Genomic DNA, 16,255 nt, shown 5'->3' on the forward strand with positions numbered 1-16,255 from the left:
TAAAATCATTAAAGGGCCTCGAGCATAAATTTAATGCTGATCCAGATTTTATATTGAATGCCGGAGATGAAGATCATGAACTGTATTCAATCACAGAAAATATACTGAAGGGGGTAGAGCTCCTCTTACCGGATGGTAAATCTTTCTTAGATAAGGACGGTCACCCACGCCATGAAATGAGAATAAAATGGTGGAAAAATCCTGAACAAACTCCGGTACAAGACTATGGGTTTGGAGCCGATCTGGGTGAATATGTTGGAGTGATGGCTCATGAAATGTTTGACAATGAATGGCATTATGCAGACCAGAAACCGGTGTTCTTTGGACATTACTGGCTTAGTGGATCTATTGAGTTACAAAGTGAATATGTCTGCTGCCTGGATTATAGTATAGGTAAGAAAGACCGGCTGGTTGCTTACCGGTATAATAGGGAAGGCAGCTTACTTGAAAATAATATGATGCACATTAAATATATTTCAGATGCTGAAAAGTAGTTCAGTTCAAAGACAGAACATTGGTAAATGCTAAATAAATTGATTCGAATTTGATTGTTGGAGTATTCCTCAGGCGCAAGACCCTTAAGAATATAAATTATATCCCGCTATCGAATGGTAATAGGTTTACTGCAATACTTAGCTTAGACTCATTTTTTTGGAAATAGTGATGAATAGATATAAAAAAGAAGAAAAGAAAAAGTATGATGACGCTCGAAAGGGGCTAACTAAAGGAGAGATCATTACTCAAGATTTAAAAGACGAAATAAGCGAAAAAATTAGAAACCGGGCTCGTGCCATTCATGTAGAAAAATTCCCAGAAGAATATGACATGATGGGGGATAGTTTTGCAGATGCAAATGATAGAGCACGTGGTATCAATCCGATGAGTCAAGAGTATATTGATAAGATCAATAAAAAAAGAAAGAGCATGGGAGTGCCTCCCCTATCAGATAGTGGAGTTGCAACGTCGGATATTACGTTTCAGATGTGTTTAGAGGAGGCCAGGGTAGAGGTCCTGAGTGATATTACATTAAAGCGTCCACCCTCGCTGTCCTGTATTTCTTGCAAGCAAGCAATCAGTAAAATTGGTGGCAAGCGTATTGTTGCTCAGGACTCAAGAGGGCTTAGATTGGTACACAAGAACACGGAATCCATAAAAAAAGGTAAGGAGCGGTGGACAGAATTCCTGTTTCCAAATGAGAATTTGGTGATGGAGTGTTGGGGAGAAGAAGCTTTTTGGACACAACAAAGGATTGAGTCTGCGAAGAAAGCATTTTTAAAGGGAGAACACCCCTGGTTTTGTCAGGTATGTGGCAATAGAAAATGTGATGTTTGTGGCTCTCCTGCTCAAATTCCGATGGGATCTGATGTTATTTATAGTAATGGGGATATTTCACATACTCCAATTTTCCCAGTTAAATCGGGGTGTATTAATGATAGCTGCAACAAATACAATCCATCTAAATAAAAGAAGGGTGAGACATGAGTAAATCAAAATATTTAACTAAATCCAGATTCACTCATTGCCTGGATTGCCCCACGAAGCTCTACTATCAAAATACAAAAGGCTATCCAAGCACGATGGATGACAATGACTTTTTGCAGTCACTGGCTAAAGGAGGTATTCAGGTTGGTGAACTGGCCAAACTTTATTATCCGGGAGGTCGCGATATTACAAGCTCGGGCTATGAGGATCCAATTCGTGAAACCAACGAGGAGCTGGGAAAAGAGAATGCCGTTATTTATGAAGCGGCTATACAGCATGAGCATTGCTTTATCCGGGTGGATGTGCTGGAAAAAACAGGAAATAGAATGAACCTGATTGAGGTGAAATCGAAGTCCTGGTCGCCAGATGATGATTTTTATTCACAACGTGGTGGTGGAATAAAAAAGAAGTGGCAGAAGTACCTCTATGATGTCGCCTTTCAGTACTGGGTGATGAAGCAGGCTTTTCCTGATTACCGTATCGAGCCCTACCTGATGCTTATTGATAAGTCTCAGGAGGCCACTATTGATGGGCTTCATCAGCATTTTAGAGTCGTCAAAAATAAACGTCGTTTTAATATTGAGCTCAAAGACGGCACCCAGTCCAAAGATCTGGGCGAGCAGATAATGACCCCGGTACATGTTGCAGAGGAAGTGCAGCTGATTGTAGAGGGTAAGGGCAGAGAACCCAAAAGCGAACTGGAAGCGCAAGGATTTTCAGATTGGGTAGAAGGGTTATCTGAATTGCTCAAAATAAAGGAAAAGTATCCTGCAAATATTGGTGAAAAGTGTAAGAACTGTGAATACCGTATAGATCCGGATACTTTATCATCTGACCAAAAAAGTGGATTTCAGGAATGCTGGGGTGAAACCTTGCAGTGGAGGGAAAAAGATTTTTCAAGACCACATATTTTTGATGTTTGGAATGAACGAGGGATGCAGAAGAAATACCTCGACAAGGAGGTGTATTTCATGGAGGAGCTTATTCCGGGAATGCTACCAGCCAATCCAGAGCTTTTATACGTGCAGCCGGAATGGGATAATGACCAACGTAAGACCATCCAGATCATGAAGCAGACCGGCCATCATGATGCGAAAGAGGCGCTGGCTCCAGGTTTATTTCACGAGATGGAGAGCTGGACATACCCCTTGCATTTCATCGACTTTGAGGCGGTACTGGCAGCCATTCCTTTTCATAAGGGCTTGTACCCCTATGACTATGTGCCCTTTCAGTTTAGTTGCCATACCATGTATGAAGATGGCCGGGTAGAACACCGGGCCGACTGGATCGAGGAGACACCGGGCAAGCTCCCATCTATTATGTTTGTTCGAAAGCTGAAAGAGTGCCTGGAGGGAGATGAAGGTACCGTTTTTCGGTATCACAACTTCGAGAATACGGTCCTCAACAAAATGAAGGATTTGATCCGAGAACGAGAGCCAGAGGATGCGGAAGAACTGATCACCTTTATTGACAGCCTGGTGAAAGGAGGCGAGCGGGAGATGGTCGATCAATATCAAATGATCAAGAAATACTATTACTCCCCGGTCATGAAAAATTCCATTAGTATCAAAAAAGTACTCCCGGCCGTGTTAAGCGAAAGTCCGAGATTACAAGAAATCTACAGCCAGCCATACAGCGGTTTATATTTAAAAAATAAAGTCTTTTATAAACCGGATCCTGAAACAGGACAAGCGATAAACCCCTACAAACTACTTAATGAAGTTGGGTATGGTATTCCGGATTATGATGAGAGCGATAAAGCTATTGGAGAGGACTCGATCTCCGAAGGTGGCGCAGCGATGATGGCCTGGAGTCGGCTGCAATTTGACGATCTGGATAAAACTCAACGCGATGCCATTCTGCAATCTCTCTATGAATATTGCGAGTTAGACACTCTCGCGATGGTGATGATTCATCAGCACTGGGAGTGGTTAAAGAGTTAACACGTATCATTGTATTTCCCAATTCAAACGAATCGATCAAGAGTTTTCACAACTAAAATATTTTTGATCATGGAAAATGAAAGATTATCAGAACACAATTTTAACTGGATTCCGAAACATCAGCGAAAGAGCAGATTCCCCGGAGGAGATAAGCCAGTCAGCATTGGAGAGCCAGAGTCTCGGAAACCATTATTATGGGTAGCCAGGAAGAGCATACAAAACTTTACCGACGCCCTTTATTTGATAAATGAAATGAACGAAGTAATAGATGAGGTCAATGCTGAGACCGGTGGGTTTGCAACGGCTGATGATAAGGTAATGAGTGTGAATTCTGAGTCAAAGTTCTACAAAAATGTCCAACCGGGAGAGGCTATTAAAATCGATGAGATAGATATTATTTTTGATTCTGACTTTGTTTTAAATATATCAATTGAGGTAAAGTGTGAATCACTGGGGCATGTACAGGTTTATACGATTGGCGAAAAGGGAGGTCATAGTGAGACGGTTTTAATGTGGGATGATCATGAGCCGGGCCGAAATGTTACAATTAAAGATGTATCAGATTAGATGATGCAGCTATCATCAATGGCGATGTTTATCAAAGAAGGTACCAATCAAAACAACATCTGATAACCAATCGATCTTGAGCTGTGCAATAGAGAAACAAGCCATAATATAACGGCATGAATGTGTATAAGATTTTCATGCCCAGAATTCGATCAAAGTGAAAAACTGCTAAAGCTTGTCAATAAGATGAATTTCACGACTTTCTTACTGCACAAAATGGGCAGTTTTTGCCTATGCTCCAGTTATAATTAGTCGCCAGCAATTCACTTACTAAACTTGACCTAATTTTTTGTGGGATTTCTATATTCATTTCCTTGATTGTCCGGCCAAGCTTTACTACCAAAATTTAAAGGGCTATAAAAGTACGTAGATGAATATTGCGAGTTAGACACTCTAGCGATGGTGATGATCCATCAGCACTGGGAGTGGTTAAAGCAGGAACATTGATACTCGGTAGTTTGAGCTGTTTTCAAAAAGACCTCGAATTATTCCTCGTAATGATCAATAAACACTTCAGTTGAAGGGGAGGCGGAATTGGGATCATAGGTATGTGTAACACTGTAACTGTCCCAACCATCCTCATTATACGCCTGCCAAAAGATGTGTAGTTTGCCAGTTGGCCCTAGAAGCTTTACAAACTGATTGGTGAACTCAGATATCGTTTCATTCTCTTCCCAATCCTCTGAATCGTACCAATCAACATTGGAGTCAGGCATTTCGGCACTGCACTTAATGAAGCTAAGAATATCGTTATCCTCCTCCCAATCTAAAAAGACTTCACTGTCAAATTTGATGATTCCACTTTCAATAAATAAAAAAGGGCCGCTATTCAAAAATGATAGATCCTCTCGAAACTTTTCCTGTAGAGAAACAAGTTTTTTTAATGTTTCTTTTGCTTGTACTTCATCGAATTTCTCTTGTTCTCCAAGCTTTTGGATTTTTTGTTTAATGGTTTGTATATCTAAAGAAGCATTTTCTTTAATAAAAAAAGGGGATATTACTTCTAAACTTATTTCAAAGGATAAATCGTTTACATTAGTCATATGACTGTCGGTATTTTAATCACAAGTGGTTCAATTCCCCGCCCCTCTGGGTTGGAAAGAGTTAGGTTGAAATCAGATTGATACCACGCGGGGTGTGTCCCAAGATGGTTTATTACTTTAAGATTATAACATTCTGCTATATAATTTCAAAGGTAAAATAAACAGATCATTAAGGTGCTAAATGAAAGATATATCTCTTAAAATTTATACGGAAAGGTAAAGGTGCAACGATTTAGAAATGACAGATGGTTTATTAAAAGATATCAGTTAGCTGATTTATACTGCCAACAAGATCAAATTGAGCAACGATGCATTCTGATGCGATCATGTTCTAACAGCATAGAATCAATTCCTCAAATCGATTTTATATTTGAAAATAGTAATGAGTTAGTCATTCGTCAGCATTATATCGAGAAAGATAATTCAGCCACGTTCAGCAGTTATCAAAGACTGGCTAAAGACTTAGATTTGATGCATAAGGCTGGGTTAGTTCATGGAGATTTACATCCGAGAAATTTGATAATTAGTCATGGCCGATGCTATATAATTGACTTTGAGCCCTGTTATATTCAACAAAGATACAATATCAGAGCTCGTATGTCCTCAAAATTTACTTGGTCTGAGCTAGATCGTAAGGAAAACAAATTGACAAGCCTCACTGATAAAGTTGGTTTTTATAAAGTTGTATCACTTTTCCATGGTTCAGATGAACCTGCATTAACCCTTGACTTTGAAAAGCAATTGAAAGATCTAAACTGTCAAAATATTTTAGAGATTATTGGAAATTATAACAGTTTTAACCCGAAAATGGATTAGTAGTAGAAAAGGTCTTCGTCGTCCTCAACTTCATAAAATTGAAAATCCCATTTAACACCATCTTTATATATAGACTAAGTATTTCTATTAATAGCTGTAGAGAACCGGTCTAGGCATTTATTGCAATGTGGGCATAAGTAAACCATTAAGGTAGCTGGCACACTGTCGATAAGAGTTGCATAATAGTCGATCTCAAGAATCATCATTAAAATTTATTATGAAGTCAGAAAAATTAATTGAGTACCAGCTTGCAAAATTAGATGCCTCTGAATTTCCAGACAAGGGATCCAATACACTAACTATAACTTGAGGTAACGGTGTATACGAAGAATTAGTTATTGAGTACCAGGGAGTATTGTTAGAATGTATTATGGAATGGGATGAAGGATCCTTTGATCTAGAAATAACAAGAAATGAGCTTGAAGAACTATTATCGAGAAAGCTATTTCATGAATGGACATCCGATGATATGCTTGAGCCTTATCCCTGGAATTTAGACGGGACATTAAAATTTCTAACGTTGGAAGGAAGTGCAGATCAGCAGAAGGCGAAAAAAATATTGTCTTCATTATTGGGAATAGAAGTCGATAATGATAAAGATTTTGATAACGCTATTTACAAGATATACACCGAAGGCGTAATAGACGATTCAGATTATATATTTACTGGTTTATATAGTATAAAAGCAGATAGTAATTTTTATATCAATTGGAAATACTGGGGGCAAGATTTAGACCATTTGAGTAGTCAGATTGAGAGAGAGGATGATCTAGATGATGCTGAAATGGAGGTCCAAGAATACATAAGGTGGGAAGAATCTGAAGATAGCTTAGGTAAGGCTTACTTCTTGCTAGGTTGCATTGGCTATGAAAAAGAGCAATGGGATGAAACTATTTTCCATTTTGAACAAGCCATAAGTCATCGCTTTGAGTCTGCCGAGTTGTATTCAAGACTTGGCTGGACACACAGAAAGAAAAATAATATTGACAGTTCCATTGAAGCCTATGAAAAAGCAACTCAATTAGACGATAGTCAGTCACCGGCTTTTTACATGCTTGGGCTACTCAAAGCTCACAAAGGGCAAACGGATGAGGCGCTTGAAGCTTATTCAAAGACAGTAGAATTAAACCCGGAAAATGCAGATGCATTTATGCGAAGGGGAGATTTATATATAAAAAAGGGCAAGTTAGAGAACGCCAAATCTGACTTTGAAAAATGTAACTCTATTGATGATACCAAAGCTTATAGTTTTTATCGATTGGGGCTGGTTAATAAAGAACTTAAAGAATTCGAAAAATCTGCTAAAAATCTCGGTAAGGCACTAGACCTTAATGAAAACATGCAGAAAGATGATGGCATTTGGCCTGTGAAAGGTTGGTGTGAGTTTAAGTCAAAGCAGTATGATAAAGCCGTGAAGAGTTACAGCAAAGCTTTAAAGTTAAATAAAAAAGCTGCGTATCATTACTGGAGAGGAAATAGTTATTTAGAAAAGGGATCTAGTAGCTTTGCAATCGAAGATTTAAAATTAAGCATTAAACTTAAAAAGTCTAATAAGTTTTCGTTTTATAAGCTTGGTGTTGCATATAAGCACAAAGGTGAGACTGAATCAGCTTTGGAAGCTCTAAATAAAGCTGTGGAAATAGATCCTGGTTTTAAAGCTGCTAAATTAGAAATTGAGAAAATCCGATGATTCTAGACTCTATTTTTACTCTATAAAAACTTATATATTTAATTTTTACCCTTTTATTAAGATGTCAAAAAAACCATTTCTTTTTGGTGTTATTGCTGGGTTTTTGTTCAAGAACAAAAATAAAAGTTCAGAAGAAGTCATCAGAGATCACCAAATGAAAAGTCAGGATAGATTTATTGAAAGAGCCCAAAATAAAGGTGTACCTAAAGAAGTAACTGATAAAATGGATAGGGTTGAAAAAGAGATCGAAGAGTTAGAAGATTTTTTGGACGAGTTATAGTTTTTTAAAGGCTCAACTTATCCTTTCATTTTTGACCTTCATTTGTATCTAGTATCTCAACAAATTAATTATGCAACATAGTGTTTGGATAGTCTCTTGTCTGCATCTTGTTTGGTAAAGGTCCTATGTTTTTTTTCTCTCCGCATTTCTTTGGGTTGGCCCTGGCTGGAGCTGTTGCTTGAGACACTCCTCGCTTCCAATTCTGTCGGGTAAACACTTTTTCCCATTACATTTATTCCAATTTCAGCCATGTTAAGCCAGCTTGCGTGTTTTTGGGATATAACAAAACTCGATTCTTTCCAATATCTGATCCGCTTCTGGTTTAGAAAACGTCTCGTAAAAGGATGTTGGGAAATGGGTGTTTAAATTATCCAGTACAAGTCGAATTTTGCTTGCTTTGGGATATTCCTTTTGTACTAAATCTGCCACACACAAAATTTGCAAAATCAGACTTTTACCTCGTGCTGGTCACTTCTATAACCCGCTTGCCAGCCATCGGTTCTACGGCCACAAAAATGTTTCTTGTTCCGTTGCGCTTATATTTATATTAGAACTTTTGCCGACCGATCCGGCTTCATGGGGATCGGCTTGTGTATGTTGGGCTTTTCTATTTCAAGGCGTTACAGCTATTGAGAATTTCATAGCGGTTAGCTATTCGGATTCCTATCCGTCCCGAAGCATCGGGAACGGCGGTTCTCCCGTGGGGATGTGTGCCAAAGTCCGCCCCACGATACAATGAAGCCCGATACCCTTAAAAGGTATTGGGCTTTCTTTTGGCCCAGATAAAATTAACGAACACCATTTTTTGGACTGCCAGGTGAAATCTGACAAAATTAGCATCAAACTCACGCTAAATGATTTTTTTTCTTCTGAACCAAATAAAAATTACGACAGCAATAACAAGCATCAACAATAGCGACAGGAAGTAACCATATTCCCATTCAAGCTCGGGCATGTTTTTAAAATTCATTCCGTAAACGCCCGCGATAAACGTCAGAGGCAAGAAAAATGCAGAAAATATGGTTAGTAGCTTCATTACATCATTGCTTTTTTGGGCCTGGAAAGTCATATATGAATTAAGTAAGGAGTTCGCATCATCTACAACCTCTTCTGTCCGTAATGTCAAATCTACAACGGTGTCCTTAACATCCTGTAGATTGGTTTTTAATGAAGCCTCAACCTTAAACTGATTGAAAACAGACTGCATTATTACTAATAACTTTTTGGACAATCTTGCCTTAGACTTTTCATAATAGAGCTTTTCAATAGAAAGATTGGATCCGCCTTTAAGAAAAATACTTTGTTCTAAAGCATCCATTTTCTCAGATTGCGTTTTGATGGGGTTTTCAAACGTGAGCAGTAAATCCTTGATAATATGCAGCACCAGTTCATCCGAAGAGCCGAAATTGTCGGGCAAATCGTTCAAAAAAGAAAAAGGAGCCCGGTGTATAGTGATTACGGCTTGATCACTTACAAAAAAGGCAATTTTATTACTGATTTGTCCTATTTCGATGGCTTTTTCATCTTCTGATGCCGTATACGCCCTGAGAATCATAAAGGCATATTCTGAGGTTTTCTCTATTTTCGGTAAATGCCCCGATTTTAGAGAATCTTCAAGAAGATTTATGTCCAGGCTTAACGGCAATTCGAGGTTTGAGAGACTTTCTTCTGATGGATTTTCTATATCTATCCATTGAAAAGGCCCATAGTCTTTTCTTGTTTTATTCATTCGCCGAAAATAGTTTCGTTACGAGTTCAGTAGCTGATAGAGTTTTTTAAATATTGGAAATTGAAACTAACGAAAGAAGAGTCTCAAAACCAAAAGCAGCCAGGAACTTACGCGCTATAGGGCTTTTTCCAGTCCTGGTTCTGTCCTCTTTTTTTATTAGACAAAGAGTATTTTCAGAAGCATTCAATGAAATTCTCATTCCATATTTGATATCAATCTGAAGATTTCCGTGGAGGGGACTTACCCGAAGTATTAAACAGTTAAAAATTTCTATTTCAATCCTGATCTAAATGGTATAACTACCCCCAACCCCTCCTTGTGAAGTGTTTTGTTTTGATACATAGGTAACAGTTGTTCGGAGACATGGGTAACACTTTCATGAAAGTGTTACCCATGTCTCACTATAAGACAGCGAAGGAGGGGAGCTTTTTTTTTAGAATGGTACTCAGGTTACCGGTACAGGGCGAGGAAATTGGTCGAGAACATACACTTTTTTTATTGGCTGTACTTATTTGTGGCTATCAACAAAAAGATGGCGTTTGAAGGAACCTCTGTAAAGGTGTTGTGTGGTGAACGAACGAAAGCTTATACGGGCAATGTTTTGAAGCTCAATTATATCATCGCTCCTTTTTAACCGGGAACTCATTGTCCGACTCTCTGCTTTTTCTCTCTGTCGTCATTGCAGGGTTTTTTCTTATCTACGGCATACAGTGCCTGCGTTCTCCCTTCATGAAGAAAGAATTTTATCGATATGGGATGGGTGATCGTCTGCGGATGGTAACGGGCATCTTCCAGCTTGCGGGCGCAGTCGGCCTTCTTGCCGGAATTTACTACAGCCCGCTGGGCTTTCTTTCAGCCTCAGGTTTGTGCCTGATGATGACCGTCGCGTTCGGTACGCGTGTGAAGGTCAGGGACTCCCTGAATCAAACGCTGCCGTCGTTTTTCTTTATGGTATTAAACGGCTACCTGGCCTATGAATATTTGCTGCTGGTACTCAGCAATCTACAATAGACCGATCGCAACCGACAGAACCAGGAATGTAAAAGCCGGCAAAGCCTTTTTTATCGGATCTCGTACCTTGAAATGCATGCCTACAGCTCCAAGCATCAGAGTAGCGATGCCAAGGGCTGAATAGGTTTCCAGCGCCGGATATCCTGTAAGGAAAATAGACGCGAGAAGGCCCAGGGCAAAGGTGATCTTTAGCCCGCCAATAGTCCACATAAACCAAACCGGGAGGCCATAGGCTTTAAACTCCTCTTGCAGATTATCCGCATTTCCACCCCTCCACTGCGTCTCCTTACCCGATCTCAGCAGCCAGACATTTAGAATGCTGAGCCCCACAATTACTTTCAGTGTGATAATTAGATAATCCATAATTTCCTCATCTAAGTTCTAAACTCCGTTATTAAGCGATGGTCGCTTGCCTGCTATCAATAAAAACAAAAAACGGGCTTATTACTAAGACTATATTTGATGGGGGTTGAGGGGGTGAGCTGAAGCTATAGATGAATGATGATTCTTGTATTCTTAAACCCTAATTCTATTTGATTAAACAGTTAAGATTGAGGAAAAATACACAGTGATACGGATATCTAATCGAGCGCTTAATTAATTGGAGCCTTTCACCGATAAAAGACCAGATTAATAAACGATAAAAATATTTATTTCTGATCATCTAACTGATGAGAAATCTGGATAAAACAACTGTGCATGAATACTTCTTTTAATATCAGTTAACTTTATAAAATATATACATGAAAACATTTCTATTTCCCACCATATTAATCTTTACATCAAGTCTACTTCACGCGCAGAGTATAGAGAGAGCAATTAGATTAATCACAAAAAAAAGAGTTTATGTTTCAATCAATCTACAATATTCTAACAGCTAAATGGTCATCTGCTGTAGGATTCTCTATTATTTTAATCGGTTTTTTAGTAGCAGGAATTCCGGATGTGATGGCACAAAAGCAATCACTATTTGATCCTGTTGAAGAAGTCGAAGAACCCAGGGATGAAGAGATTATTCGCCGGCAGGTTGTTTCTCTCAATTTTTCGGTAGTAGAAACTATTCTTGAAAATCCAAAGGAATTTGAACTTACTCTTGATCTTTTTGAAGACCTAACTGTTTGGATCAGTGGGACTAACTTAGAACGCATATCGGCATCCGAATACTCATGGCATGGAGAGTTTCTTGAGCGGACGGGAAGTATGGTTTTAGAAATCGATACTCATAAAAAAGTGATCTTTACAACCCTACAGGCAGATGGCCGCTCTTTTAGCATTAATAGATTAAAGGGAGATCAATATGAAATTCTTGAACTCGATTTGTCTGTGCTTGATGATCATCCAGCCGACTGGGAAAAACCGATTGAAGATGAGGAATCCGGATCATTAAAACCGACGGACAGTGATACTTCCTTTTTTGGAACCAGCCATACAATGCGCTCACCTGAGGATTATTTTCAGAGGAAAAAGGAAAGTAGTGCGACGTCTATCGACGATGATAATATAATCGATGTGTTAATGGTGTACACCGATGACGCCCGCATTCAGGCCGGAGGGGTTACCGACATGAAACTCAAAATTCGGAATGCCTTTAGCAATACGAATACCTCTTTTGAAAATAGCAACGTAAATGCCCGTGTCCGAAGTGTAGGCACACACGAAGTTGTTTATGAAGGATCAGATCCTGACATTAGTGATTATGTAAATACTTTAAGAAGCGTAACCAATAGTAGTGGTCATTTCCTCAATGATTTAAAGAATGAATATGGTGCAGATATAGTAGGCTTGGTCATGACAGATGTAAAATATTGTGGCATGGTTTATGAAGTTATGGGGGATGTATCTTCGAGTTTTAGCAACGATGCCTATTTTGTAGTGAAAGAAGGCTATTGCCTTGGATCAAATTTCTCATTTGCTCACGAAATAGGTCACCTGTTGGGAGCTCGCCACGACCGCTATGTTGATGATACCGATGGCAGTCCTTTTGATTACAACCACGGCCATGTCAATATAACCGGAGGAACATCTGGTACCATCGGCTGGCGAACGATAATGGGATATGACAGTGAATGTGAAGATGAGTCTTCAGATGAAACGACTTGCACCAGAATCAATCGATGGTCAGATCCCGACGAAACCCGGGGTGGAGATGCCATGGGTATAGCTTCCGGTAGTGAAGCCGCGGATAATGTTCGAGCACTTAATAATACGGTGTCAACGGTAGCAGGTTTTAATGATCCGGCACCCGTTGTATATGGTATCATCACCGATTTAATGACTGGTAATGGATTAAGTGATGTGGAGATCGATGGTGCCTATGGTCCGGTTACCGACGAAAATGGATTTTATGATGTTATTGTACGCAAAGGGCGCTCAGTAGGCCTTAAACCCGAAAAAGGTGACTATGAGTTTGATCCAACCCCCACAAAGTGGCTGGATGATGTTATGTCTGACCAACAGCAGGATTTCGATGCCGGTATTTACCATAACATATCGGGGCATTTTGCCGTGCATGAGGGCATTGATCCGGCAGATATTGAACTGGTGGGGGCGCCCGGATCTGATCCTGTAATAACAGATCAGTATGGCAGATATAATTTTGATGTGCTCGAAAACTGGGAAGGAACCATAACGCCTCAAAAAGGAAATGAACATACTTTTGAGCCATCTGAACGAGAGTACAGTAATCTCATCACCGATCTTGAAAATGAAGATTATGAAGTTAGCTTTAAACATTATGCAATTGAAGGAACCGTTGAGGAACAAGGGACAGGACTAACTGTTCCGGGTGTTGAAATGCAGGGAATTCCCTATGAGTTGCCACCTTATACTATTGCCTCAGATGGGAGTTATAGGGCCGTGGTACAATATGGCTGGTCGGGTACGGTACGCCCGGTACGAATTGGGTACATCTTTCAACCCTCCACACGTACTTACGAAGAAATTGAAGGTGATATAGAAGATGATTATACGGCAATTCCCAGTGCGGTAGCCGAATCGAAGTGGCCGCTTTTTGGCGCGGATGCTGGCAATAGCGGTCGAGTAAATGTTCATACAATGGCAGAAGAAGAGCAATGGTCAAGTACTTTAAGCGATACGGCTACAGCTCCTGTTATAGGATATGGGGGAACAATTTATACTGGAACAAAAGATGGTGCTATCTATGCACTTGATAGCGACGGCGGTATCCGCTGGCAACGGCATCTGGGTAAAGGAGTTGAACTTTCCGCACCTCCGGCCGCAGGTTCCGGTGATTTGGTTTATGTACCAACTGTTACCCATAGTTCAGGACGCCTGTATCAGCTTGAAGAAGGGGGCGACCTGCGGGCATTCTTTTCAACTGATGGACCTATTCATGCTGCTCCATCTGCCTATCAGGGTGAAACTATATATCTTGGATCTGACGATGGCCATCTTTACTCAATAAAAGCTATCGGTCTTGTAGAAAATTGGTCATTTGATACCGGAGATAAAGTACGCTCCTCACCTGCTGTGGGAACTGATGGAACTGTTTATGTGGGGTCTGATGACGGATCAATTTATGCCATTGACTCAGAGGGGAATAAAAAGTGGTCTTTCGAAACCGGTGATAAAGTACGTTCCGCACCAACATTAGATCCAGACCAAGGTGTTAATGGCTTAGTTTATGTTGGCTCAGACGATGGTAATTTTTACGCTGTAGATATGTCAACCGGTCAGGAGGAATGGCAATTTTCTACCAGCGGAGCGATTCGTTCATCAGCTGCTATTGATACCCTTGGAAATGTATATTTCGGTTCTGATGATCAATTTATATATGCGATAGATCCATCCGGTCAGGAAATTGGCAGCTATGAAACCAACGGTCCGGTTACGGCTTCACCAGCAATAAGCGCCAATCCGAGTGGAGAAGAAGTTCTATACATCGGGGCTGATCAGGATCGCGTTTATGCTTTTGACATTCCTTCATCTCTCTCGGTTCCCCGCTGGGAAACTATTACTGTTGACGAGGCGATGACTTCAATCTCACTTGGGGCGGAAGGATTATATCTTGGGCAAGGCGAGCAGCTTGTTGCTCTTGGTGGAGAAGGTAGCGATGAAGAGCAAAATGGATTGGAAATACAATTCACTATTGTCACCTATGACCTCATTCAGGACCTTTTAGAGGATGCCCATATCATTGTCTGGCTTGCCGAACAAGGAGGACCACTTGGAGTGGACGGGCCAATCAATCCTGACAACCCCTGCCCTTCAGGTCCTGTTTATTTGCCTAAATGTACAAATGAAAGGGATGAATTTACCGGCACCTCACCGTATTATAATGTAATAGGTGGCCAGGAACTCATTATTGGTTTGGCAGGTAAAGGAGACCTCGATGCTATTGCAAATGGCCGAACGACCGAAGGATTGTTGGGGACAGTTAGCACTAAACTTACATCCGGCGCACCTTACACCCTTGTACTTGGAGGCGTGACTGAGCCTGAAAGATTTGCTGAAAATCCAGACGGACGATCAACCGCGCTGAAAGCTTTTACCAAGAAACATGAAAGAAAATCTGGTGAGGAAGGTGTTAATATCTATACCGGCCACTTTAGTACAGATGCTCCGGCTATGGAATTTCGCCTCGAAGGAGAGCAAAAATACTCTCTGGGAACACTTCAGTATGGAGACTTTTCAGAAACCAAAACCATACCGGAAGGAAGATATAAGATTACCATGACACCAAAGGATATAGATCTAAAAGATACTAGCTCGAAAGAGCAAACCTTTACTGTCGATTTAACCGAGCGTAGCGGTAAGCAAATTGGTCTTCTCGCTACAGGTTTTATGAATCCCTCAGCAAATAATGATGGCCCGGCTCTCGGTTATACCGCAATATCATCGCAAGGAAAGAGCCTGAATGTGACGGGCGTAAAAGAAGAAGAAAATCAAATACCAAATAAAGCAACTTTGGTACAGAATTATCCCAATCCATTTAATCCAACCACTCAAATAAAGTATTCTATTCCCACGCAAACTCATGTACGCCTTACCGTATATAATACGTTAGGTCAGAGGGTAACAACGCTTGTTGATGGAAATCAGAACCCGGGAAACTATGAGGTAACATTCAATGCCATGAACCTCTCAAGCGGAGTATATATCTACCGACTTGAGGCCGGAGATTTCACCAAAACACAACAAATGATGCTTATTAAATAAAGGGGATCTACAGTAATTCTTGTGGGTAATAAGCTCTGCGAAAGTCATCCCGGCCTTTGAGCCGGGATCTGCATACCTTTTAAAAGACCGGGTTATAATAGATTATGGAGATGCCGCATCAAAGTGCGGCATGACGATTAAAGAAACGCACCCACAAGAATTCCTGTAGATCCAATAAAATATTAATCGTTGTTTGATGTAACTTGCTGAAGAACAAAGTGATAAATCAAATCAACTGTAATTTGTGAATAATGCAGGCTAAAGAGAAAGGCGCAAACCCTTCTCTTGTCTCTCCTCAGCCCTGCTGTCCATTCACAGCCTCAGCGTACTGCTTTGGGTCTTTATAGCCATTACGATTGTTCACGGGGATAATCACCTGTTAGCTTTAAAGCGAAGTGATCGACATCACCTTGTCTGTTTTAAATGGCAGTACACTCAATCTCCGTTGCTGGAGAAATCTGAAATCTTTATTGACTAAAAAATGCTTCAAGCTGTTAAGCCTGAAGCCTCTTTAAA

The 16,255-nt window shown here is 40.3% G+C and carries 11 protein-coding genes and 1 pseudogene; 9 read left to right on the top strand and 3 right to left on the bottom strand.

The window, feature by feature from the left end:
• The 4 genes and pseudogenes from ACESM0_RS07930 to ACESM0_RS07945 all read left to right on the top strand — a co-directional run.
• A pseudogene (locus tag ACESM0_RS07930) lies at positions 1 to 494 on the top strand (hypothetical protein); the annotation flags it as partial.
• A gap of 169 nt (positions 495 to 663) precedes the next feature.
• On the top strand, positions 664 to 1,464 hold the full coding sequence (locus ACESM0_RS07935; RefSeq protein ID WP_372905333.1) for a hypothetical protein: 801 nt from the start codon (positions 664 to 666) through the stop codon (positions 1,462 to 1,464).
• A gap of 14 nt (positions 1,465 to 1,478) precedes the next feature.
• Positions 1,479 to 3,425, top strand: a complete 1,947-nt coding sequence (locus ACESM0_RS07940) for a DUF2779 domain-containing protein (RefSeq protein WP_372905334.1) — start codon at positions 1,479 to 1,481, stop codon at positions 3,423 to 3,425.
• Positions 3,426 to 3,677: 252 nt separating this feature from the next.
• Positions 3,678 to 3,992, top strand: a complete 315-nt coding sequence (locus tag ACESM0_RS07945; RefSeq protein WP_372905336.1) for a hypothetical protein — start codon at positions 3,678 to 3,680, stop codon at positions 3,990 to 3,992.
• A gap of 485 nt (positions 3,993 to 4,477) precedes the next feature.
• On the opposite strand, the gene ACESM0_RS07950 is transcribed toward ACESM0_RS07945, so the two are convergent.
• Positions 4,478 to 5,035, bottom strand: coding sequence for a hypothetical protein (locus ACESM0_RS07950; protein ID WP_372905338.1), 558 nt, complete (start codon positions 5,033 to 5,035; stop codon positions 4,478 to 4,480).
• 222 nt (positions 5,036 to 5,257) lie between these two features.
• On the opposite strand from ACESM0_RS07950, the gene ACESM0_RS07955 reads away from it, so the two are divergent.
• The 3 genes from ACESM0_RS07955 to ACESM0_RS07965 all read left to right on the top strand — a co-directional run bounded on the left by ACESM0_RS07955 (position 5,258) and on the right by ACESM0_RS07965 (position 7,821).
• The gene (locus tag ACESM0_RS07955; protein WP_372905340.1) at positions 5,258 to 5,851 is read left to right on the top strand and encodes a phosphotransferase; all 594 of its coding nucleotides are present in this window, start codon (positions 5,258 to 5,260) and stop codon (positions 5,849 to 5,851) included.
• 370 nt (positions 5,852 to 6,221) lie between these two features.
• Positions 6,222 to 7,541: a tetratricopeptide repeat protein gene (locus tag ACESM0_RS07960; RefSeq protein ID WP_372905342.1), complete on the top strand. Its 1,320-nt coding sequence runs from the start codon at positions 6,222 to 6,224 to the stop codon at positions 7,539 to 7,541.
• Between the two features lie 61 nt (positions 7,542 to 7,602).
• Positions 7,603 to 7,821 (top strand): hypothetical protein, encoded by a 219-nt coding sequence (locus tag ACESM0_RS07965; RefSeq protein ID WP_372905344.1) that lies wholly within the window; start codon positions 7,603 to 7,605, stop codon positions 7,819 to 7,821.
• A gap of 850 nt (positions 7,822 to 8,671) precedes the next feature.
• Here ACESM0_RS07965 and ACESM0_RS07970 read toward each other — a convergent pair.
• The gene (locus ACESM0_RS07970) at positions 8,672 to 9,550 is read right to left on the bottom strand and encodes a CorA family divalent cation transporter (protein ID WP_372905346.1); all 879 of its coding nucleotides are present in this window, start codon (positions 9,548 to 9,550) and stop codon (positions 8,672 to 8,674) included.
• A gap of 645 nt (positions 9,551 to 10,195) precedes the next feature.
• On the opposite strand from ACESM0_RS07970, the gene ACESM0_RS07975 reads away from it, so the two are divergent.
• Positions 10,196 to 10,561, top strand: a complete 366-nt coding sequence (locus tag ACESM0_RS07975; protein WP_372905348.1) for a DoxX family protein — start codon at positions 10,196 to 10,198, stop codon at positions 10,559 to 10,561.
• On the opposite strand, the gene ACESM0_RS07980 is transcribed toward ACESM0_RS07975, so the two are convergent.
• Complete coding sequence (locus ACESM0_RS07980) at positions 10,553 to 10,924, bottom strand: DoxX family protein (RefSeq protein ID WP_372905350.1); 372 nt, start codon at positions 10,922 to 10,924, stop codon at positions 10,553 to 10,555. The two genes, ACESM0_RS07975 and ACESM0_RS07980, sit on opposite strands and share 9 nt — an antisense overlap.
• Positions 10,925 to 11,407: 483 nt before the next feature.
• On the opposite strand from ACESM0_RS07980, the gene ACESM0_RS07985 reads away from it, so the two are divergent.
• Positions 11,408 to 15,739: a PQQ-binding-like beta-propeller repeat protein gene (locus ACESM0_RS07985; RefSeq protein WP_372905352.1), complete on the top strand. Its 4,332-nt coding sequence runs from the start codon at positions 11,408 to 11,410 to the stop codon at positions 15,737 to 15,739.
• Positions 15,740 to 16,255 lie beyond the last annotated feature (516 nt).

Origin of the sequence: Rhodohalobacter sp. (genome assembly GCF_041686455.1) — a bacterium.
In the GTDB taxonomy this organism is placed as follows: Bacteria; Bacteroidota; Rhodothermia; order Balneolales; family Balneolaceae; genus Rhodohalobacter.